23 protein-coding genes, 1 pseudogene and 1 riboswitch are annotated in these 24,605 nt (G+C 37.4%); of the genes and pseudogenes, 21 read left to right on the forward strand and 3 right to left on the reverse strand.

Annotation, left to right across the window (positions count from 1 at the left end):
• The first annotated feature begins 103 nt into the window (after positions 1 to 103).
• On the forward strand, positions 104 to 1,240 hold the full coding sequence (locus tag JOD07_RS13835; protein WP_330636335.1) for a putative ABC transporter permease: 1,137 nt from the start codon (positions 104 to 106) through the stop codon (positions 1,238 to 1,240).
• Positions 1,241 to 1,254: 14 nt separating this feature from the next.
• On the opposite strand, the gene JOD07_RS13840 is transcribed toward JOD07_RS13835, so the two are convergent.
• The gene (locus JOD07_RS13840; protein ID WP_204614371.1) at positions 1,255 to 1,791 is read right to left on the reverse strand and encodes a TetR/AcrR family transcriptional regulator; all 537 of its coding nucleotides are present in this window, start codon (positions 1,789 to 1,791) and stop codon (positions 1,255 to 1,257) included.
• Positions 1,792 to 1,928: 137 nt separating this feature from the next.
• Here JOD07_RS13840 and JOD07_RS13845 point away from each other — a divergent pair, with 137 nt between their 5' ends.
• The gene (locus tag JOD07_RS13845; protein ID WP_204614373.1) at positions 1,929 to 2,621 is read left to right on the forward strand and encodes a flavodoxin family protein; all 693 of its coding nucleotides are present in this window, start codon (positions 1,929 to 1,931) and stop codon (positions 2,619 to 2,621) included.
• A 548-nt stretch (positions 2,622 to 3,169) separates the two neighbouring features.
• Here the strand turns inward: JOD07_RS13845 and JOD07_RS13850 are convergent.
• Positions 3,170 to 4,945 (reverse strand): ammonium transporter, encoded by a 1,776-nt coding sequence (locus JOD07_RS13850; RefSeq protein ID WP_204614375.1) that lies wholly within the window; start codon positions 4,943 to 4,945, stop codon positions 3,170 to 3,172.
• 287 nt (positions 4,946 to 5,232) lie between these two features.
• On the reverse strand, positions 5,233 to 5,439 hold the full coding sequence (locus tag JOD07_RS13855) for a WYL domain-containing protein (protein ID WP_204614378.1): 207 nt from the start codon (positions 5,437 to 5,439) through the stop codon (positions 5,233 to 5,235).
• Between the two features lie 431 nt (positions 5,440 to 5,870).
• Here JOD07_RS13855 and JOD07_RS13860 point away from each other — a divergent pair, with 431 nt between their 5' ends.
• From JOD07_RS13860 to JOD07_RS13945, 19 genes and pseudogenes are all read left to right on the forward strand, one after another.
• Entirely contained in the window at positions 5,871 to 6,809 is a 939-nt protein-coding gene (locus JOD07_RS13860; RefSeq protein ID WP_204614381.1) for a GNAT family N-acetyltransferase, read from the forward strand.
• 14 nt (positions 6,810 to 6,823) lie between these two features.
• Positions 6,824 to 7,504 (forward strand): PIG-L deacetylase family protein, encoded by a 681-nt coding sequence (locus JOD07_RS13865; protein WP_158739941.1) that lies wholly within the window; start codon positions 6,824 to 6,826, stop codon positions 7,502 to 7,504.
• A gap of 5 nt (positions 7,505 to 7,509) precedes the next feature.
• On the forward strand, positions 7,510 to 8,421 hold the full coding sequence (gene murQ, locus JOD07_RS13870; RefSeq protein WP_158739942.1) for an N-acetylmuramic acid 6-phosphate etherase: 912 nt from the start codon (positions 7,510 to 7,512) through the stop codon (positions 8,419 to 8,421).
• 72 nt (positions 8,422 to 8,493) lie between these two features.
• Positions 8,494 to 8,988: a PTS sugar transporter subunit IIB gene (locus JOD07_RS13875; protein WP_158739943.1), complete on the forward strand. Its 495-nt coding sequence runs from the start codon at positions 8,494 to 8,496 to the stop codon at positions 8,986 to 8,988.
• A gap of 15 nt (positions 8,989 to 9,003) precedes the next feature.
• Positions 9,004 to 9,798, forward strand: a complete 795-nt coding sequence (locus JOD07_RS13880) for a PTS mannose/fructose/sorbose/N-acetylgalactosamine transporter subunit IIC (protein WP_158739944.1) — start codon at positions 9,004 to 9,006, stop codon at positions 9,796 to 9,798.
• Positions 9,798 to 10,661: a PTS system mannose/fructose/sorbose family transporter subunit IID gene (locus JOD07_RS13885; RefSeq protein ID WP_207756982.1), complete on the forward strand. Its 864-nt coding sequence runs from the start codon at positions 9,798 to 9,800 to the stop codon at positions 10,659 to 10,661. The genes JOD07_RS13880 and JOD07_RS13885 overlap by 1 nt, the downstream gene beginning before the upstream one ends.
• Before the next feature lie 183 nt (positions 10,662 to 10,844).
• Positions 10,845 to 11,240 (forward strand): PTS sugar transporter subunit IIA, encoded by a 396-nt coding sequence (locus JOD07_RS13890; RefSeq protein ID WP_158740106.1) that lies wholly within the window; start codon positions 10,845 to 10,847, stop codon positions 11,238 to 11,240.
• Positions 11,241 to 11,325: 85 nt separating this feature from the next.
• Positions 11,326 to 12,039 (forward strand): GntR family transcriptional regulator, encoded by a 714-nt coding sequence (locus JOD07_RS13895; RefSeq protein WP_158739945.1) that lies wholly within the window; start codon positions 11,326 to 11,328, stop codon positions 12,037 to 12,039.
• Positions 12,040 to 12,344: 305 nt separating this feature from the next.
• Positions 12,345 to 14,045: a methyl-accepting chemotaxis protein gene (locus tag JOD07_RS13900; RefSeq protein WP_204614382.1), complete on the forward strand. Its 1,701-nt coding sequence runs from the start codon at positions 12,345 to 12,347 to the stop codon at positions 14,043 to 14,045.
• A 105-nt stretch (positions 14,046 to 14,150) separates the two neighbouring features.
• A riboswitch (cyclic di-GMP riboswitch) is annotated at positions 14,151 to 14,235 on the forward strand.
• 159 nt (positions 14,236 to 14,394) lie between these two features.
• A complete protein-coding gene (locus JOD07_RS15530) occupies positions 14,395 to 15,024 on the forward strand; it encodes a cache domain-containing protein (RefSeq protein WP_243429340.1) in 630 nt (209 codons plus the stop codon).
• 57 nt (positions 15,025 to 15,081) lie between these two features.
• Positions 15,082 to 16,356 (forward strand): methyl-accepting chemotaxis protein, encoded by a 1,275-nt coding sequence (locus JOD07_RS15535; RefSeq protein ID WP_243429341.1) that lies wholly within the window; start codon positions 15,082 to 15,084, stop codon positions 16,354 to 16,356.
• A 259-nt stretch (positions 16,357 to 16,615) separates the two neighbouring features.
• Complete coding sequence (locus tag JOD07_RS13910; RefSeq protein ID WP_243144565.1) at positions 16,616 to 17,524, forward strand: serine hydrolase domain-containing protein; 909 nt, start codon at positions 16,616 to 16,618, stop codon at positions 17,522 to 17,524.
• Between the two features lie 61 nt (positions 17,525 to 17,585).
• A pseudogene (locus JOD07_RS13915) lies at positions 17,586 to 18,263 on the forward strand (response regulator transcription factor).
• Entirely contained in the window at positions 18,256 to 19,173 is a 918-nt protein-coding gene (locus JOD07_RS13920) for a sensor histidine kinase (protein ID WP_158739949.1), read from the forward strand. The pseudogene JOD07_RS13915 and the gene JOD07_RS13920 overlap by 8 nt, the downstream one beginning before the upstream one ends.
• A 112-nt stretch (positions 19,174 to 19,285) precedes the next feature.
• On the forward strand, positions 19,286 to 19,954 hold the full coding sequence (locus tag JOD07_RS13925; protein WP_204614384.1) for an ABC transporter ATP-binding protein: 669 nt from the start codon (positions 19,286 to 19,288) through the stop codon (positions 19,952 to 19,954).
• A 441-nt stretch (positions 19,955 to 20,395) separates the two neighbouring features.
• Positions 20,396 to 22,627, forward strand: a complete 2,232-nt coding sequence (locus JOD07_RS13930; RefSeq protein ID WP_330636336.1) for an ABC transporter permease — start codon at positions 20,396 to 20,398, stop codon at positions 22,625 to 22,627.
• Positions 22,628 to 22,782: 155 nt separating this feature from the next.
• Complete coding sequence (locus JOD07_RS13935) at positions 22,783 to 22,908, forward strand: hypothetical protein (RefSeq protein WP_330576538.1); 126 nt, start codon at positions 22,783 to 22,785, stop codon at positions 22,906 to 22,908.
• 253 nt (positions 22,909 to 23,161) lie between these two features.
• On the forward strand, positions 23,162 to 24,064 hold the full coding sequence (locus JOD07_RS13940; RefSeq protein ID WP_158739951.1) for a helix-turn-helix transcriptional regulator: 903 nt from the start codon (positions 23,162 to 23,164) through the stop codon (positions 24,062 to 24,064).
• 77 nt (positions 24,065 to 24,141) lie between these two features.
• Complete coding sequence (locus JOD07_RS13945) at positions 24,142 to 24,408, forward strand: zinc ribbon domain-containing protein (protein WP_158739952.1); 267 nt, start codon at positions 24,142 to 24,144, stop codon at positions 24,406 to 24,408.
• Positions 24,409 to 24,605: the final 197 nt, after the last annotated feature.

Consider the following 24,605-nt stretch of genomic DNA (forward strand, 5'->3'; position numbering starts at 1 on the left):
TAATATGTTTTTTCAAAATAGCAGAGGGGTGAGGGTATAAATCTGATCAACTTGAAACTTTCTATGCTGTATCAATATGACAGGAAGAAAGGGAGGGATGGTGTTGAACAGATATATAGTTGCCTTTTTTATTTTTTGCTTTCTTGGATGGATTTGGGAAAGTGTATATTGCACTATACATGAACATAAGTGGGCTAACAGGGGATTCCTTTATGGTCCGATTTGCCCCATATATGGTTTTGGAGCACTACTAGGGTTTTTGATATATGATTTAATAAAACCTGGTTATCTGCCAAAAATGGAGTGGTGGATAATTTTTATACTTGGATTCATTGTAAGTATGATTTTAGAATATCCTACATCATGGGTGCTTGAAAAATGGTTCAAGGCACGGTGGTGGGATTATAGCGATATTCCTCTCAATATTAACGGAAGGACCAGTGTACCAACTTCCGTTGCCTTTGGTGTTGCCGGAATATTAGTGATGGAAGTTATGATCCCTTTGGTGGACAGAGGACTTTCCTCATTACCTGAATTTTTACTAGATATTCTGGCACTAATCCTTGTCTCACTTATATCTGTAGATACCACATTAACTATATCGTCCCTTACAGATTTCCAAAAATATGTTGCTTCCATAGATGAGGAATTTCAAAATCATATGACCAACATTGTTGAAAAAGTTTATGGCAATCAGAATTCTATTTATAAGAAAGCCATTCAGCGTATTGCAGTTTTTAAACTTCCAGGACGTAAGAATAAGATAGCAAAACAACTTCGTGAAAAGCAATTTATGGAATTGATCAAAGACTATTATAAATCCGATGTGGTAAAGCAAATGGATCAATATATTCAGCATGGTACAACTACCACATTGGAACACTGCGAAAATGTAGCATGGATTAGTTACCTGATTAACGAAAAATTACATCTTAATGCGGATGAAAAGGAACTGATAGAAGCTGCAATGTTTCACGATTTATACCTCTATGACTGGCATGATGGTGATTCTTCCCGCAAAACCCATGGTTTTGATCACCCTGATATTGCATGCGATAATGCAGTAAAACACTTTGGGATATCTGAGAAAGAACAAGAAGCTATCCGCAGCCATATGTGGCCGCTGAATATTACGAAAATCCCTAAAAGTAAAGAGGCTATGATCATATGTATTGCCGATAAATATTGTGCCCTTATTGAGACCATTCGCTTAAATAAACGTTTTAAATTGAGGCATTAGGAAATTCTGGTAAACTACATTTCTATTGTTTTAATAATGTCTTCCATAGGTTCTTTCATACCTGTGCGTATCCACATATTAACAATGTTCCAAATACCACCTATATTAAACACGCACAGGTAATCTGACATTTCTCCAGAAAGAACAGAATCTGTACTAGACTCCCGATGCATACGATGATTACTAAGAATGTGGGTATTTAATTGATTGAGCAGTAGGTGTTCAAGTCCATTCTGCCAAAGAATAGATACAACTTCTTTGTATTGCTCAAGAAAACTTACAATAATTTCAAATAAAAAATGACTATTTTTACAAGCATTATTTCTGAGAACTTCACTGAGATACTCAAAAATAATTGAATCTATATATGAATCTAAAACATCTTTTTTATTGTCAAAGTTTCGATAGAAAGTTTTTCTTGTCAGCTTGGATTCCAATAATATTTGCTTTACGGTAATCTCTTCATATGGCATTTCCTTCATAAGTTTAAGTAAAGCTTTTAGGATAGCTTTTTTCGATCTCATAGCAACAGGATTTTGAGTCAGATTCATTCATATACCTCCTCAAATGACACAAAATGTATAAAATAGTAGCGTTTGCTTCAAATTTATTGACTCAGCTTAACCTATATTATATTTTAAAATGGAAAGTATACAAATGTTTATTTTATAGAATGTGAGTGAGATCAATGAAAGTTGTGATTCTAAATCTAAGTCCTCGCAATAATGGACTTACTGCGTCCCTTCTTCACGTAGTGGAGGAAGAATTAAAGAAGTATAAGGAGGTCCATGTTGATTTTTGCAACATAGGGGATTATATAATAGCTCCTTGCCTGGGATGCTATAGCTGCTATAAGACTGGGAAGTGCCATATAGATGATGATGGAGAAAGCTTATCTGTATTAATTGGCGGAGCAGATATCATCATATTTGGTTCACCAACCTATGCCAGTAATATAACAGGCCAGGGAAAGATTTTAATTGATAGGGGACATTTTGTTTTAGAGCAATTACTGACTAACAAATATGCTATTTGTATTACGACAGGTGAGAATTATGGCCACAAAGACAGTCTAAAAATATTGAAAAAATTATGCCTTTATTCAGGGGCATTCATATCAAAGGCTTATCCTGTTACACAGCCATATGGAAGCAGGCTGTCTGAAAAAATGATTAGAAAAACCAAAAGAGCAGCGCATAAGATTTACAAGGATGTAGTCATGCATAAAAAATATATTTTGCAAAGAGTAATTCATTCTATTATTTTTTACATAGGAATTAAACCTTTTGTATTAAAGAGAGGAGAGCAAATGAAGGGCGTCATAAAAAGATGGGAAAGTATGGGGTTAGATTCATTTGCTTTTCAAAATCCATTCATATAACAAGAGAAGATGAGTGTAGTCGGATAGATAAAGTTTTGAATGAATCACAGGGCATGTCAGGGATTTTAAAAATGATTAGAATAGCACTACTTTACCATATTCTTTTCTCGCATGGGGATTTGGATTTTCCTTGGGGTATTAATCTCTATATATAGCACATCACCTTTTAGATCTGCCATCAATGTGCTTTTGTTTTATATCGGTCTTCAAAGCAAATCATTAAGGTGATCATCATAGGATTGCTACTTTATTTCTTTACCGCTCATATCAACTTATTTTGGGGAATGCTGTAGATCATAGAGAAACATTCTCTGCATTTGAGTTTACAGTGATCCTGATACGAAAATCATTATATCTGCAAAAAGCTTTTTCGATTAAAGAAGTTTGCATTCACTATAAGAAATTTCTTAAAATAATTTAGTGGAAATTTACAGATTGAACTGTCCTTGTTCATTACAGTAGATGCTGAACAAGGGCATTTGCTTTTGATAGTTATTTGAATCTAGGGACTTGAACATTAATCAAGTCCCTATTTTTTGGATTGATAGTTATTGTACAGATACAGCGGATAATTCATCTTCTTCATCCTGAAGGGCGTCATATCCTTCTTCACCGGTTCTGATTTTGATAACATTCTCAACATCGTAAATGAAGATCTTACCGTCGCCCATATTACCTGTATACAGAGCTTTTTTTACTGTATCAACCACTGCTTCAGTAGGGATTTTACACACAACGATGTCTACCTGAACTTTAGGAAGAAGCCTTGTTTTCACGGGAGCACCACGGAAGTATTCAGTATGTCCTTTCTGCATACCATAACCAAGAACATTTGCAACTGTAAGTCCTGTAATACCGATTTTGTCAAGAGAAGACTGAAGTTTTGCCAGTTTTTCCTGATTAGTGATAATAGTAACCTTTGTCATCTTAGCACCTGAACGTGCTTTGTTCACTACTGGTACAGCCACATCCGGTGATACTGCACTGGAAGGTCTATTAATTTCAACCGGGCTTAATGTTGGGAATGTGTCACCATATTCATTAGCAGAATCCATAATAGGAGCTACGATTGCAAAATCAGGATAAGCAGTGTGTCCATGTTCACCGATATCAAGCCCCATGATTTCCTCTTCAAGAGTAACGCGGATTCCCATGGTCTTTTGAAGAATAAGCCAGATTAGAGCAGATGAGATGAATACAAATACACCAACAGCTAAGATACCAAGAATCTCTACACCAAGTAGTGCGAAACCGCCGCCGAAGAATAAACCATTAACTGTAGAAAGACTAGTTACGCCTTCCTGAGCAAAAAGTCCAATGCAAATTGTACCGAAAACACCACATACTAAGTGAACTGAGGTAGCACCAACAGGGTCGTCAACTTTTGTTCGGTCAAAGAACAGTACAGCGAACACAACAATCACGCCAGCGATAGCACCGATGATCATTGAACTGCCAACACTTACATAAGCACAGCTGCCAGTGATCCCAACAAGACCTGCCAGGCAGCCGTTGATGGTCATTCCAAGATCCGGTTTGCCAATGAAGATCCATGAAGTAGCGGTAGCTGTAAGTACAGCTGCAACGGCTGCGGTATTGGTGGTTACAAGGATGTGCATAACATTTGCAGGATTTTGAAAACTCATGGTGGATCCGGGATTGAATCCGAACCATCCAAGCCACAAAATGAAAAGTCCGATAACAGCTAAAGACATATTGTGTCCTGGGATTGCCTGTGGCTTTCCATCTTTATCATATTTTCCGTGACGGGGGCCCAAGATCATAGCACCAGCCAGAGCTGCCCAACCACCAACGGAGTGAACGACAGTGTCACCGGCGAAATCCATGAAACCAAGATTAGCTAACCATCCACCGCCCCAGATCCAATGACCAACAATTGGGTAAATGAAAATAGTCAGTACGAAAGAAAATACGATGAATGAGAGATATTTAACGCGCTCGGCAACTGCTCCTGATACGATGGTTGCTGCAGTACCGCAGAATACCAACTGGAAGAAAAATTTCCCCCAGAAGGGTACATAAGATGTAAGCGTATCATTGTAAAAATCATTGGATTTCCCTAAGATAAACAGGTGTTCTGTACCGATAATCGGGTTGGCTCCACCGAACATCAGTCCCCAGCCAAGGAGCATGAAACCTATAGATGATACAGCGAAAACGATAAAGTTTTTCGATAGAATGTTAACTGTATTTTTTGATCTGGCGAAACCAGATTCGACTGCAGCGAAACCAAGATTCATAAAGAATACCAGTACAGCTGCAAATAATACCCAAAGGGTATCGATGATTATTATAGTACTCATAAATTATTCCTCCTATATTTAAAAAATATAAAATAAAAGGCGTGTATTTTACCATGAGCATCCCAGGATGCATATGATAAAACACACGCCTTTGTGTGCAATATGTATTGTCATATTCAAATGGCTACGCTTAGGAAAAGATGAGATATGTCTCTTAAGACACTCCAGGCTTTTCTTAGCGAAATAGAACATAAAAGGCGCTGTGGGTTTTTACCCTCAGCGCCTTTGCTATTGGACGTTATTATATCTGATATAGATTTGCTTGTCAATGAAAAAAATAATTCTATTTATGAAGAGTAATGCGTTATAGTATCTTGCAGTTGCTTACAGATAAAGTCTATTACTTCTTGTGGCTTGATTACTTTTGCATTTGTACCTAACTGAAGAAAAAAACCAGAAACATAGGCAAGCTCACTTTTATCAATATATACTTCAACGTACCCATGATTTTCATCAATAACTTTGACATATGGCTCCAACCAGGGCTGACTCATACATTTTCGTATCCCTTCTCTAGTGTAAGTGATGTTGCGATTCCTAGTCTCTGTTTAAAAATAAATGTTTAGAAAGAAATCAAATGAAGCTTACGGAAAAAGTGATCAAATAAATATGTAAAATAAAGGAGTGCCTGAAAGAGGAGGCACTTCTTTTTTGTTGCACAGGTAAATACTAATGGGTCACGTATTTTATCTTTTTAGACATTTTTGATAGCAAATAATATGAACAGGATATTTGGACAAAATAAAATATACAAAAAAATAAAGAGTTTAATGATGAATATATATATTATTCCTAAAAATGCTATTGATTAATTACAAATGGTATGTTATACTGAACTCAGTTAAGGTTAATATGTTAACATATTAATACGTTAACATAACAATCAATGCATCAATTAAAGTCTTGCATAAAGGAAGGGGATACTATGCAAATACTAAATTATAGTCAAAAGTACGAAAAAGAAGTCGTTGATTTATGGAATAAGACATTGACTGCTGATCCGATTACTGTTCAGAAATTCAGAAAACAAGCATTGTTTGATGAAAATTTTGATCCGGAACTCTGCTATGTAGCAACAGAAAATGATCAGGTCGTTGGATTCCTGCTTTCGACCAAAAGAAAGTTTCCATATCTTGAAAGAGGATTGGAACCTACAAGAGGCTGGATTAATGTCATGTTTGTGGATCAGGCCTACAGGCGAAAAGGAATCGGAACAGCTTTAGTTCAGCGTGCAGAAGAAAAACTAAAATCATTGGGGGTTGAGACTGTAACACTGGCAGCCTACAGCCCAAATTATTTTTTCCCAGGTGTAGATAAAGACAATTACAGTGATGCAATCAAATTTTTTGAAAAAATGGGTTATAAAGCTGGGAAAGAAAGCTACTCCATGTGTAAAGATTTACATGGTTATCAAATCAGTCAGGGAACTTTGGACAAGATGGCAAAAGCACAGGAAGCGGGATTTTCTTTTATCAATTTTGAATACAAATATGCTCTGGAGCTTCTGGAGTTCTTAAAAGATGAATTTGGCGGCGGCTGGAAAAGAAACGCGTTGATTTCAATGCAGAACAATATAGCTGAAGATTGCATTTTGCTGGTACTCAATGCAGAACAGAAAATAGTAGGATTTTGCATGAGAATGATTGATGGCAATCCAATGCGTTTTGGGCCGATCGGAGTAAAAGCAGAAGCCAGAAATTATGGTATAGGCGGCATTTTGTTTGATCTTATGCAGTTTGAAATGGCGAAACGGGGGATATACCATTTGTTTTTCCTGTCTACTGATGAACCGGGCAGAAGATTTTATGAAAGACATGGGGTTAAGGTATTCAGAACCTTTGTAGATTATCAAAAAACGATCTAAGGAGGACATCAATAATGAGTCAAATTAAACGGGTTGTAAGTGTTGGAGCACATTCGCTGGACGCGGAGATTATGGGCGGTCCCATTATGCTGAAATATGCAAAAGAAGGAGCCCACTGCACCTATGTCCATGTTACCCAGGGACGCCTGGAAGATCCTAATGCAACAGAAGAGGAAAAGAGAGCTTATTTAGAAGAACTATTCAATCAAAACAAACGCGCGGCTGAGAAATTAAATGGAGATTATATTTGGTTAGGATATGTTTCCAGCAATATGCCTTCTTTAGAGGAATTCGCGGCAAGAATGGAACAGTATTTCTTAGACGAGAAAGTTGATTTAGTCATTACCCATTGGCGTGGTTCAATGCATCCAAGACACATCAACACCCATGATGCAGTGACTACCGCAGTAAAACGATTACGCGAGAAAGGAAGTTCTATCCGACTGCTTTATGGAGAAAATTTTGAGGACTTGGTTGGTTTTATTCCGCAGGCTTACTTTAAATTGGAGCCGGATGAAGTGGAGCAATGGTTTTCTGCATTAAGGGAATACTCCGTATTCTGCGGAAAAGTGAATAACTTCCCATACACTGAGTACTATCCAACCATAGGAAAAGTCCGCCAAATTGAATCCAATAATACTGGTTTTACAGCAGCCTATATGTATGCCAGCCTGATAGAAAATAAATTATGGTGATTGCTATGAATGAGATAAGAATAGACCATTTAAAAACAGAAAGCCGTAATCCGAGAACATTGAATTTAGATACTATGTCTGCTATGGAGCTGCTTCGCATCATGAATGAAGAAGACCAAAAAGTAATTGATGCGGTGAAAGAAGCATTGCCTCAAATTGAAAAATGTGTTCAGTTGGTGATTGATGCACTCAACAAGAATGGAAGACTGATTTACATTGGTGCAGGGACAAGCGGCAGGTTGGGGATATTGGATGCCGTTGAATGCGTTCCCACATTCTCTACAACAGATGAAGTCATTGGGATTATTGCGGGTGGAGAAAAAGCTTTTGTAAAGGCAGTAGAAGGAGCTGAAGATTCTGAGGAACTGGCAGCAAAAGACCTGGATGCAGTCAATCTGGGAGAAAATGATGTGGTTGTTGGAATCGCAGCATCAGGAAGGACCCCTTATGTCATTGGCGCATTAAAACATGCTAAAAAAGTGGGGGCAAAATGCGTTGGTATCGCATGTAACAAAAATTCGCTTTTGGCACAATATGCTGATGTTGCTATTGAAGTAGATGCCGGACCAGAAATATTGACCGGATCCACTCGTCTAAAGGCTGGTACGTGCCAGAAACTTATCTTAAATATGATTTCAACAGCATCTATGGTAGGAATAGGGAAGGTTTATGGCAATCTAATGGTGGATATGAAGCCAACAAACCTTAAACTGGTAGAACGTGCGAAACGCATTGTCATGGAAAGTACCGGATGTGATCTGGATACAGCAGCAAAAACGTTAGAGGAAACAGATTTTTCTATCAAGGAAGCAATTGTTATGATTCTGACAGGTGTTCCAAGAGAGGAGGCGCAAAGAAGAATTATTGAAAACAAAGGATTTATCAGAAAATGTATCGAAAACGTAACTGTGGACTAAATTTTTGACATCATGAAGTTATATTGAAAATGCTTTGATTTTATAAGCGATTAAAGTAAGAGGAGTGGTAAAATGGCAAAGACTTATGTAAGGGTAGATGACAGATTAATTCATGGACAAACCATTGTTGCATGGTGTCCCACACTTTCAATCAAGGAAATTATTGCGATTGATGATGAAAGTGCGAAAAATCCGATGTTGAAATCTATTATGACTATGGGGGTACCTCCAACTTATAAGACTCATATTGTAACCACTGAAGAAGCTAAAAAGATCCTGAGCCAGGAAAGTACTGTAAATCGTTTGGTAATTGTTAAATTTCCTGAGAAGTTAGAGCAATTAAAAGATGAAGTAGTACAACAGGCTGAGTTGGTTATTTTGGGGAATATTGCAAAACGTTCGGATACAATTCATAAAGTTAGTGGTGCAACAGGAATTTTTTATTTAAGTGACCGTGACGTGGCCATCATAGATGACATCGTTGCAAAAGGTAAGGAAGTATGTTTTCAGCAATTGCCTACAACTACAAAAACCAGTTGGGAATCATTCAAAAAATCTATTAATTAGAGAAGGGGAAGATTTATGCAAATCTATCAAATCATTCTTATTGCCTTATTTGTGTATTTAGGTTCAATCGGTTCAATTGTTGGGAATACCATTGGCTGGTACACCTTAGGAAGGCCTTTGGTTGCTGCATTTGTTGTAGGTCTTATTATGGGAGATGTTCAGACTGCTGTATTGATCGGTATTTCGCTTCAAATCATGTATATGGGTAATGTAACTCCTGGCGGTGCAGTTGCATGGGACTTATCCTACGCGACCTATATTGGCACAGCGGGTGCGCTGGTATTTGGAAGAGGATTAGATACTGCACAGATTATTGGTCTGGCGGTTGTTTTTGCTGGAATTGGGGGATTAGTAGGACAAATCATGTGGAATATTTCCTATGCACTGAATCTTCCATTGAACCGTGTGGCTCAGAAATATGCCGAAGCAGGCGAAACCAGGAAGATGTTTATTCCTAATCTTGTTTTAGGACAGTTAATTGGTTTTGCATGCCGCTTTATTCCTGCAATCATCGTACTGACTTCTATGACTGCTGCTTCTGCGCAAGGCGACTTTGCATCCTTAATTCCTGGTTGGGTTACAACCACTTTGGGTGTCTTTGGTGGTATGATGGCTTCATTGGGAATGGGAATCATTATTTCTTTCTTATTTAAGAAAAAATATCATATCGTAATTTTCCTTGCAGGATTTATCTTGGTAACTTATTTTAACCTGAGTACAATGGCAGTTGCCGTCTTAGCAATTATTATCGCTATTTTATATTATGTTTCTATTACAAGCTTAGAAGCTAAGAGGGGAGAAGTGCAATAATGAAAAAGATTAGTCAGAAGACACTTAAAAAATCATTCTTAAACTGGTTTTTCTGGAATGGATGTTCGCAGCAGGCAGAAAGTATGTTAGGATTGGCTTTTGGACAATCTATGGCACCGGTTATTGACGAATTATACGATACGAAAGAAGAAAAAGCAGAGGCTTTAAAAAGGCATATCACTTTATTCAATACAGAAGCACAAGTTGGATCTATTTGTAATGGCATTGTTTGCGGATTGGAAGAAGCGAATGCTAATGGAGCATGTACTCCTGATTTAATCAGTAGTGTAAAAGTAGCATTAATAGGTCCGACTTCTGCCATTGGGGATTCCTTATGGGTTGCAACCTTTATTCCTATTCTTTTAACAATTTGTCTGTCAATTTCTCAGGCATCACAAGCAACTGGTTGGTTAGGTCCTGTATTATATATGCTGGTTTATCCGATAGGAACTTTTTTACTAAGCTGGTATTTGTTTAAGTTGGGTTATAAATCCGGTATTGAAGGAATGTCGACATTTATGTCAACTGGTAAACTGAATTATTTGACAGATACCATGACAGTACTGGGATTAATTGTTGTTGGTGCATTAACAGCGTCATTCGTTACGCTTCAATTACCAATTCAGATCATCAGAGACGTATATGATGCAACAACAGGCCAGATATTAGAAAATCAGGTTATATTCGATGCGGATAAAGTTGTTAATTCTATCTTTCCTCACATTTTGCCATTGCTCTTAACTTTAGTGGTTTACTATCTGTATTCAAAGAAAAAGTGGTCTCCACTTAAATTGATGGGATTAATTTTTGTAATTGCATGTGTGCTTACTTTTATCGGATATGCGACAGGATTTTATGCGTAATATAGTAAGTTGAGCATGTATAAAGATGATAGATTTTACGAGATAGAGACTTTAATGATCATATTGAATTAAAGTCTCTGTCATTTAATGCTTAAGCATGTTATACAATAAGGCTAAAAATTGAAACAGCAGTAAAACAATGTAGTTAAAATTTGCAACTTGCAGAAAGGTATGATTGTTCACATGAAAAGAGTTGTAGTAATGGGGCATGGTGGATATGCTAAAGGAGTAAAACAGAATCTGGAAATGATTGTAGGACTTTCAGAATTGATGTATTTCATTGATTTAACTAAGGAAGATGATTTGGCTTCTTTTAAAGGTAAGGTTGAAGATTTGTTAAAAAGTTTTAATGAGACTGATGAGGTATTATTTGCATGTGATTTGCTGGGGGCGTCACCATTTCGAGTAGCAGCGGAATTATGTGTGAATAAGCCAGGACAGTATTATACAGTAGCTGGGCTGAATACGATGGCATTTATAGAGTTAAGTATGATTGAAGGCAGTGAATTATCGATTGAAGAACTGGCAAATCGGGCTATAGAAACCACAAAGACAGCGGTTGCAAAGTTTCCTGAATAGGAAATGTGGCAATACTTGTATGTCTTAAATGGTATGTTATAATATTGACTGGTTTCTATATTAATATATTAGGGGGCTTATCATTATGGAATATAAAGTACCAAAGTATCTGCAAATAAAAACGGATATTATAAATGCCATTAAGTCAGGTGAGTTGAAGCCAGGTGATAAAGTTGATAGTGAATCTGTCCTTAAGAAAAAATATAATGTGTCTTCTATTACAGTCAGGAAAGCGTTTAATGATTTAATTAATGAAAATTATCTGATAGGTGTTCAAGGTGTAGGAACCTTTGTTGCCAAAGAGCGTATCAATCGCAAATTAACTTCGATCAGTTTCAGTGATGAATTATTGCAGCAAGGTTATAAGATCGATATGCAAGTGGATAAGATTGAAGAAATTGTAAATGAGAATATTGCAGAAAAGTTGGAAATACCCCCTGAGCGCTCCATTATTTGTGTCAGAAGAATCAGAATGGTTAATAATGAGCCAGTTGCTTATCAAAGCTCTTTTATGGACAGTAATATGCTTAATCTTGAACAGGCTCAGAAAATTTGCGAAAGCAAGTCTTTTTATAAAACACTGGCTGAATATAATATTTTTCCGGTTGGTGCAACTGAAAACTATTCAGTGAAAGCAGTTAATGACAGCCATATTGCCAAATTGATGAATCTGAGGAAAGGTACAGATACTTTCTTTGTAAAGAGAACCACATATGGTGAATCTGGAAAGATCATAGAATATGCTGAAACATACTTTAATAAAGATTGGTATTCGGTTACTGTCGAAGTAAAGATTTAATGGATTATAAGAGTTTATTATAAAGCGCTCCTTTGAGGATTGTCTGTTTGATCGTGCTTGCAGCAACGAGACAGACTTGCTCCTACAAAGGTGCGTTTTATTGTGCCATTCAATTCTATTATGAGGAAAAATGAATAAAGGGACTGTTGCACTTTGGTAATACAGGCAAACGCATAACAATAAACATTTTGATGTTATTGAGCAAAAAAATTTGCAAGAAGTTTTGCATATTTAATGAAATTATGCTAAGCTAATTAAGCATTTTCGACACCAAACTACAAAATACACAAAAAGGAGACATTTAGATGAGACTAGAAAAAATGAAAATGAGAACAAAATTCAACCTTTTAATGATTGGTGTAATTGTTTATCTTACTATGGTTGTATTCTTCATTTCAAAATATAAGATTGAAGAAACCATGATTGAGATATACAGAGATGATGTTGCAATTCAATCTAATCTGGGAATGAGCATACTCAATGAAAGGTATCCAGGAGCATGGAATGTTAAAGAAGGTGAACTCTACAAAGGAAATGTAAAGATTAATGATAACAATGAAATCTTTGAAGAAATTGGAGAAATAACGGGTGGAATTGTTAATATATTTCTTAAGAATTACACTGTGGCTACTAATATCGTTGTAGATGGAGTAAGAAAAATTGGGGCTGATGCAGATAACTCTATTGCAGAAGCTGTACTTGGGAGCGGGGAAATCTATGTAGGTGAAGCAGATATTTCAGGAAATCCGTACTTAACGATGTATCAACCAGTAAAAGATGAGAATGGTAATAACATTGGTATGTGGTTAGTAGGTTGTCCGATCCAAGCTGTTAAAAATACGATTATTTCAGTATTATTATCCCTTCTTGTTACAATTATTTTTACCAGCATTCTTGCTATGATTGCTACTATGGTGCTTACTCGTTCAATTGTCCGTCCAATAAAAGAAATGAATGCTCAATTAAAAGATATTGCGGAAGGAGAAGGAGACTTAACCAAAGAGATTCATGTGAAATCAAAGGATGAAATAGGAGATATGGCAGCGGCATTTAACAAAATGCTTGGGACTTTGCGGACAATGCTTGGTCAGGTGAATTATACATCGCAGCAGGTAGCTGTATCATCGGAAGAGCTGTTGGCAAGTTCAGAGCAAACAGCTTCTGTAACCAATCAAGTTACGACGTCAATTCAGGAAGTAGCTAAGACAGCAGAAGTCCAAAGTAAAAATACAGAAGAAAGTGCTGGAGCTATTGCTGAGATTACGGGTGGTATTCAACATATTGCAGATTCAATCAGTACGGTCGCGGAAGCAGCCAATGAAACTATGGTCCAGGCCCATGATGGAAATGAATACATTCAAAAAGTAGTTGGAGAAGTAAGAAACATGCACGATGCAACAAGTGACACGATACAAGTGATGACGAATTTGAGAAATCATTCCGATGAAATTGGAGAAATTATTGATGTGATTGCTGGGATCGCTGAACAGACCAACCTTTTAGCGCTTAATGCAGCGATAGAAGCTGCAAGAGCTGGTGAACATGGAAAAGGTTTTGCGGTAGTAGCTGAGAAAGTTCGCAAATTGGCAGATCAATCCAGGAATTCTGCAAATCAGATTTATGGAATCATAAAAATCATTCAGGAAGGTATTATAAAGGCCTCAAACATGGCAAAAGGTGCTAATGCTGTTGCCAAAAATGGATTAGGGTTAGCGGAAGAGGCAGGAAATTCTTTTGAAAAGATTTTGAAGTCTATTGAAAACGTCAGTGGACAAGCACAGGATCTATCGACCATTACGGAAGAACTGTCAGCAAATGTAGAACAAGTCAATCAGTCCATAGAAAAGATAGCAGAATTAGCAAAAGCAAATTCTCAGAGCACAACTGAAATTGCCTGTGCATCAGAAGAACAGCTGGCAACAGTACAGGAAGTTACGTCATCTGCTCATGCATTGGCAAGTATGGCTGAAGAATTGAGAACATTGGTAGGTCGTTTTAAGATATAGAAAATTTATATATTAATAATTAATAAATTATATTGAAATTTGTCGATTAATGTCGTAAAATCTACATAGTGATATCACATACCGGTTAAAATTGAATTAGATATATTGCGATAAAGGCAAACTTAGTGAAAGCTAAGGGCGCAAAGCTATGGGCCTTCCAGATTTTGCTGATGGCTGCCAGGTTACCGAACATTCTGGTACTGATCTGTCTTGTCGCTAAAAGCGGCTTTTTTTTTATGCCATTTTATGTAATGGGAATATATCCTCTATTACATAAGTTATTTTTAAGTCTAATCGCGCGTAGAACTGATCAAATATACATAAACAATAAAATTCAGGAGGAGATATTTTGAAACTTAGAACGCGGCTATTCTCGATACTTTTAACTACCAGTCTGATTCCAATATTAATCTTTTCAGTGATATCCATGTCACTATCTATTTCAATTTCCAAAAATGATATTTATCAGTCAAGCCAGGATAAGTTGGAAGTTGTTAAAGCAGAAATTAATGGTATGCTTGAAAAGAACTTCAATACCCTGCATATGGTTGCTAATCAGCCAGCTGTTGGCGATTTTGATTTGAACTCTGCAAAAAATATACTGGTAGGCGCAGCTAATGTCAATTCAGACCTTGTTATTGCTTTGGATAATGCTCAAGGAGAGCAAGTGGCTAAAAGTAATGATGATGCCTTTACCAACGTATTGGAACGAGAATTTTTTCAGCAGGCTATGAATGGAAATGAAAAGTATGTATCTGATATTCTCATCTCAAAAGTTACCGGTAAATCAAATGTTGTGATCTCTACACCCGCCCGTGATAGGAATAATAAGATCGTAGGAGCTTTACAGGCTAGTACCGAGCTTTCTAAAATCAGTGATTTTGTTGCAAGACTTTCACAGGATGGTACGAAGGTTTATGTGCTTTCCAGACAAGGGATTGTAATAGCTCATCCTAATATTGAATATGTGGAGAATTAAGAAGATTTTAGTGCTTTAGAATTTGTACAGGCAGGCCTTTCTGGAAATAATACGACATTGCGAACCAAAAACATTCAAGGTGAGGATGTTATCGTCAGCCATGCATTAAATGAACTTTCAGGATGGTTAATTGTTGTAGAAACTCCTTTTTCAGTTGCAATGTCTTCTGCTTTTAATCTCCTGAACGTAGCTGTTATTTTGATTGTTGCTGTAGCTGTTATTGTTGGATTATTGGGGCTTTATTTTTCCAAGAGGTTTACTGCGCCTCTGGTTGAATTATCTTCTATCATCCAAACTATTGCAGACGGGGATTTAAAAGATTTTGAAGTTAAATTCAACTCAAAAGATGAAATTGGTCAGGTCTTTAATAGTCTTAAGTCAATGATTACGAATTTAAGAAGGCTTGTAGGCAGTATTCAAACCGTTGCTTCAACGGTAGCTTCTCATTCTTTGCAGTTATCCCTAACCAGTGAAGAGGCTACTCAGAGCTTAACTCAAGTCGTGACTACGATTAATGAGATGGCCCAGGGCAACAGTGAGCAAGCGTCAATGATTCAAGAGACAACGGATGCGACTATTAAAGTTACTGAAATCATCTCAGAATCTACGAAGAAAACTAAAGTTGCAGCAGATCAGGCAAAAACATCTCTTGAGCTTGCTAAAAAAGGCCAGGAGGCTCTTATGCATCAAGGTCAAAAAATCGAAGAAAACAATCAGTTTACATATGCTGTTGGCCAATCCATACATCAGCTGGCAACAATGGCTGATGAGATCCGTAATATCATTGGAGAAATCAACAATATAGCAGGGCAGACCAACCTCCTGGCGTTAAATGCTTCCATAGAAGCAGCCCGTGCGGGAGAAGCAGGACGGGGTTTCGCTGTGGTTGCTGAAGAGATTCGTAAACTGGCAGAGCAATCCGGCAATGCTACTAAAAGAATTGAAAATATTGTTAATGATATCAATGACAGAGTGAATGAAGCAGTTCAGAATATGAATCAGGTTAAAGAAAGCGTCCTTGCCATGGAATATTCAGCAGAAGATACCAAAGAAAGTTTTGATAAGATTTTTGATTCCATCGCTGGGCTTGCGCAAATTTCTCATGACATTTCCATAGCCTTAGAACAGATTTATAATCAGATTGAAGCAGTAACGAGTAATGCGGAAAATATTTCCTCTGTCGCAGAACAAACATCAGCCGGTATGCAGGAAATCTCAGCGACCTCAGAAGAACAATTGGCTTCAATGGAAACCATTGCTCAGTCTTCTGGTCAGTTAAAAGATGTGGCAAATGAACTTCTCGATCAAGTTACGAAATTTAGAATCAAATAAGCATCAATAAGTCATCAGCTCGGTAAAATAAGAATGTAATTAAAGCCATAAAGTTATTTTGAACTTTATGGCTTTTTCAATATTTAAAAAATTTTTCTTGAATATTATTTTATAATCGTATAGTTTATACATACAGATATCTGAAAGTAAGGATTGGCCAATTCTTCATTTATGAAAAAGGTAGTGATAAATGATGGATTATAAGCTGTTACATAATTTTGTGTCAGAGAATCACAAGAATATTTGTCAGATTACGACTATGAAGAAAGGTAAGGTGGTATACTCTGACACATGGAATGGCTTTGATGGGCAGGATCATTTTCACATTGCATCGGTTACAAAGAGTATTATTTCTCTTTTAATTGGTATTGCAGTGGATAAGAAACTGATGAATTTGGACCAAAAGATATTGGAATTCTATCCTGACTATCAGATGAAACGTGGAGAAAAAACAATTCAGCAAATTACAATCAGGCATTTGCTGACGATGACTGCTCCTTATAAGTTCAAGTCAGAACCATGGACAAAGGTTTGCTCAAGTCCTGACTGGTCTAAGACTGTTCTGGATTTGATGGGCGGAAGAAGAGGCATTACAGGAGAATTTAAGTATACGACTCTTGGGATACAGGTTTTAAGTGATCTCATCAGCAAAGTAAGCGGTATAAGCACCATAGAATTTGCCAATGCCGTGCTTTTTTCTCCCCTTGGGATTAAACCTCGGATAGCTTACACAGTAAAAAATAAAGAGGAGTATATTGACTTTATAACTTCTAAAGAACCGAAAAAAAGTGTTTGGTTTTGTGAATCTAACGGAAATGTTACTGCTGGATTTGGGTTATGTATGTCTTCTCTGGAAATGGCGAAAATTGGACAGATGTGCTTGGAAAAAGGAGTGTATCAGAATCAGAGGATTATTTCTGCTAACTGGATTAAAGAGATGACTTCTTCGTCTGTTCAATGCGGTGAGAGATTTGGATTTATGAATTATGGCTATTTATGGTGGATAATTGATCCCCAAAATAATATATTTGCAGCTATAGGGGATGGAGGAAATGTGATATATATAAATCCTGTTAAGGAATTCATTGTAACCGTGACATCCACTTTTAAACCGGCTGTGTTTGACAGAATTCAGTTTATTCAGGAACATATAGAACCAATGATGTAATAAACCATATTGTGTGGATAAGCTTTGATCAATGAATAGAATAGATGTAAGGGGTGGATACATGAAGCAAGTATTAATTGTTGAGGATGACCGCAATCTTAGTCGGGGCTTATGTCTTGCCTTAAAGAATCAGGATCTTTAAATTGTTCCTTGTTTTGATTTAAAGTCTGCCCGGAAGCAATTGGCTTGCGGCATGACGGATTTGGTTTTGCTTGATATTAACCTTCCAGACGGTAATGGACTTGAATTGCTTCGTGAAATAAAAAATGGGGACCAATTGATTCCGGTAATTCTTTTAACTGCCAACGATACGGAGAGGGATGAGGTTATGGGATTGGAACAGGGTGCTGATGATTATATCACAAAACCTTTCAGTCTGGAAATCCTGCGTGCAAGAGTAAAGAACCAATTGCGCCGCATCTCTGTAAATGAGAAAAAGAACATGGTTATTGATCACTATAGATTTGATTTTGAACATATGGAATTTTATAAGGCAGATGCTGCTGTGGAATTAAGTAAAACAGAGCAAAAACTCCTCCGCCTGCTGGTAGAAAATAGAGGTGCAACCTTAAGTCGTGCGGTTTTAATAGACCGTATTTGGGGAGATGGTTCTGCGTATGTGGATGAAAACGCACTTTCAGTTGCAGTTAAGCGTCTGAGGGACAAGCTGGATGCAGGGCAGTATATTAAAACCGTTTATGGTTTGGGGTATGTATGGGTGATGAAACAGGATGAATGAATGTAACGTAATTTTTGTTGTTATTATTTTGCTAGTTATTTTGCTGTGCACAGTGGTTGTCCTGTTTGAGCGTTATAAAATCAAAAAAATGTTAGAAACCCTTAACCAAATGCTGGATAGTGTATTGGATGGAAGCTTTACAGAGCAAAATTTTGATGAAAGTTTATTATCGGCAGTGGAGAACAGATTGTACCGATATCTGACTGCTTCCGAGGTATCAGCGCGTAATTTAGCCGTTGAGAAGGAAAAAATTAAGGAACTGATCGCAGATATTTCTCATCAAACCAAAACTCCTATTGCCAATATTCTTCTCTATGCACAACTGCTGGAGGAACAGGAACTCCCTCAACAAAGTATGGATTGTGTGATGGCATTACGAGGACAAGCAGAGAAGTTAAACTTTTTAATTGCTTCCTTGGTAAAACTATCACGTCTGGAAACGGGAGTTTTCACACTTCGTCCAGTTTATACTGCTATTACTCCTATGCTGGAGGATACAGTGGAGCAATTCTTACCCAAAGTGACTCAAAAAGGGCTTCAGTTGATCATAGAACCTACGGAGGCTTATGCAATCTTTGATTATAAATGGACCCAGGAAGCTTTATGCAATTTAGTGGACAATGCCATAAAATACACTCCACCAGGAGGAAGGATACAGATCTCTGTCAAAGAATACAATCTGTTTTGCCGCATTGATGTAGCTGATACTGGTATAGGAATTTCCGAAGAAGAACAGGCAAAAGTGTTTTCGCGCTTTTATCGCTCACCTTCTGTTAGCGAACAAGATGGTGTAGGGATTGGTTTGTATCTTACGCGCCAGATTTTATCTGAGCAGGGTGGATACATAAAAGTTACTTCATCATTAGGTAGAGGTTCTGTATTTTCTATGTTTTTGCCCAGAGAAGATTAAATTCTTTCAAAACTGTTAGAATTACTTACCTGCCTGAAAGATTTCAGAAAGAAATGTATGATAAAGTCTGTTTGAAGAGTTACAAACAGACTTTATTTAAGGAGGTTCTATGATGACCATTTTAGAAGCGAAAGATTTAAAAAAGATATATGGTTTTGGAGAAAATACAGTTCATGCCCTGGCAGGTGTAGATCTTCAGGTAGAAAAAGGAGAATTTGTGGCTGTTGTTGGTACATCAGGAAGTGGTAAGAGCACACTTCTGCATATGCTGGGTGGTCTGGACCGTCCTACCAGTGGAAAAGTTTATGTGGATGGAAAGGATATTTTTTCGTTGAAGGATGAAGAATTGACAATTTTTCGCCGTCGCAAGATCGGATTTGTATTTCAAAATTATAATTTGGTCCCTGTACTTAACGTTTATGAAAATATTGTATTACCTATTCAGCTGGACGGAAACTCCCCAGATACTCCTTATGTGGAAAATATTATCGATACATTGGGGCTTAGGTCCAAACTACAGTATTTGCCCAATAATCTTTCGGGGGGACAGCAGCAGCGTGTTGCCATTGCCCGGGCTTTGGCCACTAAGCCCGCAATTATATTAGCAGATGAACCCACTGGGAATTTGGATTCTAAAACAAGCCAGGATGTGCTTGGTTTATTAAAAATTACAAGTGAGAGATTTACTCAAACCATTGTAATGATCACTCACAACGAAGAGATTGCACAGATGGCCGATCGTATTGTCCGTATCGAGGACGGCTTGATTGTTGCTCGATAAGGAGGTATGGATATGAATGTAGCGAATAAAAAATGCATTCAACAACTGAGTATAAAAAGTATGAAAGCGACGAAAACCAGAAATCTTATTGCTATATTTGCCATTGCCTTAACCACCATATTGTTTACTTCATTGTTTACGGTGATGCTATCCATAAATCATTCTATCCAACAGGCTAACTTTCGAAGGGTAGGAGGTTGGTCTCATGGATCATTTAAGTATTTGACCTATGAGCAGTTTGATGAGATAAAAAATGATTCTCTTATAAAACAATATGGACTGCGTCGTATTGTAGGCATGGCCTATGATGTACCGTTTAATAAATCCCAAGTGGAAATTGGATACAGTGATGCAATTCATGCCCATTGGACATATTGTGACCCTGTAGAAGGTCGTTTACCTGAGGAGGGTACTAGTGAAGCCGCTACTGACACGCGGGTATTGGAATTGCTGGGTGTCGAGCCGACTTTGGGGAATGAGTTTACTATTACCTTTGATGTGGATGGAACAAAAATAACAGAAACTTTTGTTTTGAGTGGTTGGTGGGAATATGATGAGGCAACTGTTGCCAATCATGTCCTTATTCCTCACAGTCGTGCACAGGCCATATTTGAACAGGTGGGTATTGGCAGTGGTATTGGTAAGGACGGCATGACCGGTTCATGGAATATGGATGTTATGTTGGACAGTTCACTGCATATTGAAGAAGATCTCAATAAAATACTGGCAAATCACGGTTATCAAAATGAAAACCGTTCCTTAGGAGATAACTATATTTCAACTGGAGTCAATTGGGGTTACACTGGCACACAGTTTATTAACAATATTGATCCAGTGGTTGTGATAGCGATGATCATTCTTCTGTTCATCATTATCTTTACGGGGTATCTTATTATCTATAACATTTTCCAGATCTCCGTTTCAAAAGATATTCGCTTTTATGGATTATTAAAGACTATTGGAACGACGGGAAGGCAGCTCAGTCGTATAATTCTCCATCAGGCATTAGTGTTGTCTATGATAGGCATTCCTTTTGGAATTTTAATTGGTTATGGGATAGGTATCAAACTGACCCCTGTAATACTTAGTCGTCTTAATGGAGTAGTACAGGATGTGGTGTCGGCAGATCCAGTGATTTTTATTGGCTCGGCGATATTTTCTTTGATTACAGTATTAATTTCCTGTCGAAGACCTGGTCGTATGGCAGCTAAGGTATCTCCTATAGAGGCAGTTCGTTATAGTGAGGGGACAGGATATAATAAGAAGATGCGTAAGGCACAGGCAGGCGCATCCCTACCCAGGATGGCGTGGGCGAATTTAAGCAGGAGTTACAGTAAGACTGCTATAACAGTAGTCTCCCTTTCACTGGCTGTTCTTTTGCTTAATATGACTGTGACTTTTACTAATGGTTTTGATATGGATAAATATTTATCCGATAGAGTGGTTACTGATTTTATAGTAGCTGATGCAGATTATTTTCACGTAGGAAAATTTTGGGGAGGAGACCAGGCACTTCCCGAAGAAGTGATCTCCACTATCGCCTCCCAACCAGGTATTGAAACTGGAGGGCGTGTATACGGTAAAGTCAGTCCGGTTGAGGAATTTATCACCGAGGACTATTATCGAACACTACACGGTAGATGGAATGATCAAGAAACACTGGATCGTCTCATAGCCATGTCAGAAAAAAACAAAGATGGTTTACTGGCTGGACAAGTACAGCTTTACGGGATGGAATGCTATGTCCTTGACAAGCTTCGACTGCTGGAAGGTGACTTATCCAAGCTTTATGAACCCGGGGGACGTTATGTTGCAGCTGTGTATTCCGAAGATGACTATGGCAATCTCTGGGTGGATTCTCACTGGGCAAAGTTGGGTGATACAGTTACTCTGAGATATATAGATGAATACGAATATTATGATCCGAATACAGGCGAGATTCTCGACCCTGCTAATATTCTTGATGATCAACCTTATCAGTGCCGGGCAAAAATTTATCGGGATATGGATTACGAAGTAGTGGCATTGGTCGCTATACCCTATTCTCTTACATATCGCTATAGTAGTGTGGATGAGTTCATTATGAATGACCAGATATTTATTCAGGACAGCGGTACTAACAGCATCATGTATTATTCTTACGATGTCAGCGAAGAGAAGATCGACGATATGGAGTCTTTTTTATCTCACTTGACTAAGGAACAGATGCCTCAGTTGAACTATGAGAGTAAAGCCACTTATGCAGCTGAATTCAATTCTTTTCGAAATATGTACCTTCTATTGGGTGGTGTGTTGAGTTTTATCATTGGACTTGTAGGTATACTCAATTTTCTCAATGTGATTTTGACAGGGATTATAAGCCGTCGTCGTGAGTTTGCAATGCTACAGTCCATTGGGATGACTGGCAAGCAACTTAAAACAATGTTGATTTGGGAGGGGCTGTACTATACGTTAGGTTCAGTGGCAATGTCTTTGTTGCTCAGTGTGGTTACGGGACCGTTACTTTCTGATGTACTGGAAAGCATGTTTTGGTTCTTTACATATCGTTTTACACTCTTACCCATTTTATCGCTTGCACCGATTTTTGCAATGTTTGGTTTTGTTGTGCCATTGATGGTGTACTGTGTTGTTTCTAAGCATTCTATTGTTGAACGTCTTAGGGAAGCTGAATAGTTCAGAAAGGCATCGGATTGCTCTTGCATTGCATTTACTATTACTTTCGTTTATAGCAAGTAATGTGGTTCTGGCAGCCTGCTATGTTGTTTTACTGTTTTGCTTTACTATAGCTCTTGCGGTGTTGGAACTAAAAGAATTGAGGGGATGATGATATGGCCTTACTTACGAAAATACATGAATATCGGGCCAGATATAACATGACACAGGAGAAACTTGCCTCATTGGTTGGCGTACGCAGAGAAATCGTTGTTAATCTGGAAAAAGATTTCGATGATTAATTTATTAAACTTTAGAGACATTTAACTGTCAGCAATTTATAGAGTATTGGTATGCACTTGTGAATAAATCTTTTGGATCAGATTTATTTCATAAGTGTATTTTTTATGCAAAAGAAATTTAATTTAATTATTTCCGGGAAATATTAGTTTGATGATTGCCGGTTAAAGCAAAATTCTGTTATAAGAAATGATTGTAATATGACATAATGCTGTCATATCATATATGTAATAATCAACGTAGGTGGTGGAGCAAATGCAAATGAATCGACTTCTTGAAATTGTATATATATTATTGAGTAAAGAGAGGGTAACGGCAAAAGAGCTGGCAGAGCGTTTTAATGTATCTCGAAGAACGATTTACAGAGATATTGATGCGCTTAGCATTGCTGGTGTTCCAGTATATATGGAGAAAGGTAAAGGTGGAGGTATCAGTTTGCTTCCCGGATTTACTCTGGATAAAACTTTTTTGACTGAACAGGAACAGGAAGATATACTTTTTGCGCTACAAGCATTAGGAGCGATTCATCCTCGGGAAACAAGCCAGGCTTTAAGCAAATTATCTACTGTTTTTAATAAAAAGCTGGTCAATTGGATTGATGTGGATTTTTCAGATTGGAGTTGTGGCCATGATGATATATTTCACAAGCTAAAGACAGCGATATTTAATAAAACAGTTGTAGTCTTTGACTATTATAGTACAAAGGGAGAAAAAACAAGGCGAGAAGTTGAACCAATTCAACTGTTTTTCAAGCATCAATCCTGGTATCTTAAAGGATTTTGTCTTTCAAGGCATGATATGCGATTTTTCAAGTTAACAAGGATCAAAAATTTGATTCTGACAGAGCAGCATTTCAATGAAAGAACTTCTTATAAGGTTTCATCTGGAATTTCAGAAAAAAAAGATCATAACAGTTTGATTCGTTTGAAGTTAAAAATTGAAGCCGATATGGCTTATCGAGTATATGACGAATTTGATCCCGAGAATATTCAAATGCTGTCAGATGGTAATTTTATTGTTACCGCAGTTTTTCCGGAGGACGAATGGGTGTATGGCTACATTATGTCATTTGGAGAGTGTATTGAGGTGATTGAGCCTGTACATATCCGTAAAATTATCCAGGTAAAGTTGGAAAAATCTCTTAACAAATATTTATAATATGACATACAGTTGTCATATTATGTGGATTATTATGAATATGAAATTGAGATATACCATATAAGGAGGAATTTAATATGAAAGAAAAATACTGCCAATCTTGTGGTATGCCAATGGAAGACACGGAAGATTTGTTTGGAACAAATGCGGATGGAACTAAGAATGATGACTATTGTAAGTACTGTTATGAAAACGGGACATTTAAAGCAGACATTTCAATGGAAGAAATGATTGAATTTTGTGTGCCCCATGTAGTTTCTGCGAATTCTGGTATGACCGAGGATGCAGCCAGAAGTATGGTGAGAGAGTTTTTTCCTAAACTAAAACGCTGGAAAAATACATAATTACGAGAAGGCATAGAAATATTCTATGCCTTTATTACATAGGAAATGCTCCGGGATTTCCTATGTGACAAAAAACTTAGGATTGATGTACATTCGTCCATATCGTATTGTCCCCCTTATTTTGGACAAAAACTCACTAATGCTTAATATATCTTAGAATTTCATATTAATTTTTCTTCACCCTAATTTGATTCTAC

The sequence above is a fragment of the Defluviitalea raffinosedens genome, from assembly GCF_016908775.1.
GTDB lineage: Bacteria > Bacillota > Clostridia > Lachnospirales > Defluviitaleaceae > Defluviitalea > Defluviitalea raffinosedens.

Excerpts from the sequence above, each read along its gene's own strand:
- JOD07_RS13840 (WP_204614371.1), bottom strand. The coding sequence starts at position 1,791 with ATGAATCTGACTCAAAATCCTGTTGCTATGAGATCGAAAAAAGCTATC.
- JOD07_RS13845 (WP_204614373.1), top strand. The coding sequence starts at position 1,929 with ATGAAAGTTGTGATTCTAAATCTAAGTCCTCGCAATAATGGACTTACT.
- JOD07_RS13850 (WP_204614375.1), bottom strand. The coding sequence starts at position 4,945 with ATGAGTACTATAATAATCATCGATACCCTTTGGGTATTATTTGCAGCT.
- JOD07_RS13855 (WP_204614378.1), bottom strand. The coding sequence starts at position 5,439 with ATGAGTCAGCCCTGGTTGGAGCCATATGTCAAAGTTATTGATGAAAAT.
- JOD07_RS13860 (WP_204614381.1), top strand. The coding sequence starts at position 5,871 with ATGCAAATACTAAATTATAGTCAAAAGTACGAAAAAGAAGTCGTTGAT.
- JOD07_RS13865 (WP_158739941.1), top strand. The coding sequence starts at position 6,824 with ATGAGTCAAATTAAACGGGTTGTAAGTGTTGGAGCACATTCGCTGGAC.
- murQ (WP_158739942.1), top strand. The coding sequence starts at position 7,510 with ATGAATGAGATAAGAATAGACCATTTAAAAACAGAAAGCCGTAATCCG.
- JOD07_RS13875 (WP_158739943.1), top strand. The coding sequence starts at position 8,494 with ATGGCAAAGACTTATGTAAGGGTAGATGACAGATTAATTCATGGACAA.
- JOD07_RS13880 (WP_158739944.1), top strand. The coding sequence starts at position 9,004 with ATGCAAATCTATCAAATCATTCTTATTGCCTTATTTGTGTATTTAGGT.
- JOD07_RS13885 (WP_207756982.1), top strand. The coding sequence starts at position 9,798 with ATGAAAAAGATTAGTCAGAAGACACTTAAAAAATCATTCTTAAACTGG.
- JOD07_RS13890 (WP_158740106.1), top strand. The coding sequence starts at position 10,845 with ATGAAAAGAGTTGTAGTAATGGGGCATGGTGGATATGCTAAAGGAGTA.
- JOD07_RS13895 (WP_158739945.1), top strand. The coding sequence starts at position 11,326 with ATGGAATATAAAGTACCAAAGTATCTGCAAATAAAAACGGATATTATA.
- JOD07_RS13900 (WP_204614382.1), top strand. The coding sequence starts at position 12,345 with ATGAGACTAGAAAAAATGAAAATGAGAACAAAATTCAACCTTTTAATG.
- JOD07_RS13910 (WP_243144565.1), top strand. The coding sequence starts at position 16,616 with ATGAAGAAAGGTAAGGTGGTATACTCTGACACATGGAATGGCTTTGAT.
- JOD07_RS13920 (WP_158739949.1), top strand. The coding sequence starts at position 18,256 with ATGAATGAATGTAACGTAATTTTTGTTGTTATTATTTTGCTAGTTATT.
- JOD07_RS13925 (WP_204614384.1), top strand. The coding sequence starts at position 19,286 with ATGACCATTTTAGAAGCGAAAGATTTAAAAAAGATATATGGTTTTGGA.
- JOD07_RS13935 (WP_330576538.1), top strand. The coding sequence starts at position 22,783 with ATGGCCTTACTTACGAAAATACATGAATATCGGGCCAGATATAACATG.
- JOD07_RS13940 (WP_158739951.1), top strand. The coding sequence starts at position 23,162 with ATGCAAATGAATCGACTTCTTGAAATTGTATATATATTATTGAGTAAA.
- JOD07_RS13945 (WP_158739952.1), top strand. The coding sequence starts at position 24,142 with ATGAAAGAAAAATACTGCCAATCTTGTGGTATGCCAATGGAAGACACG.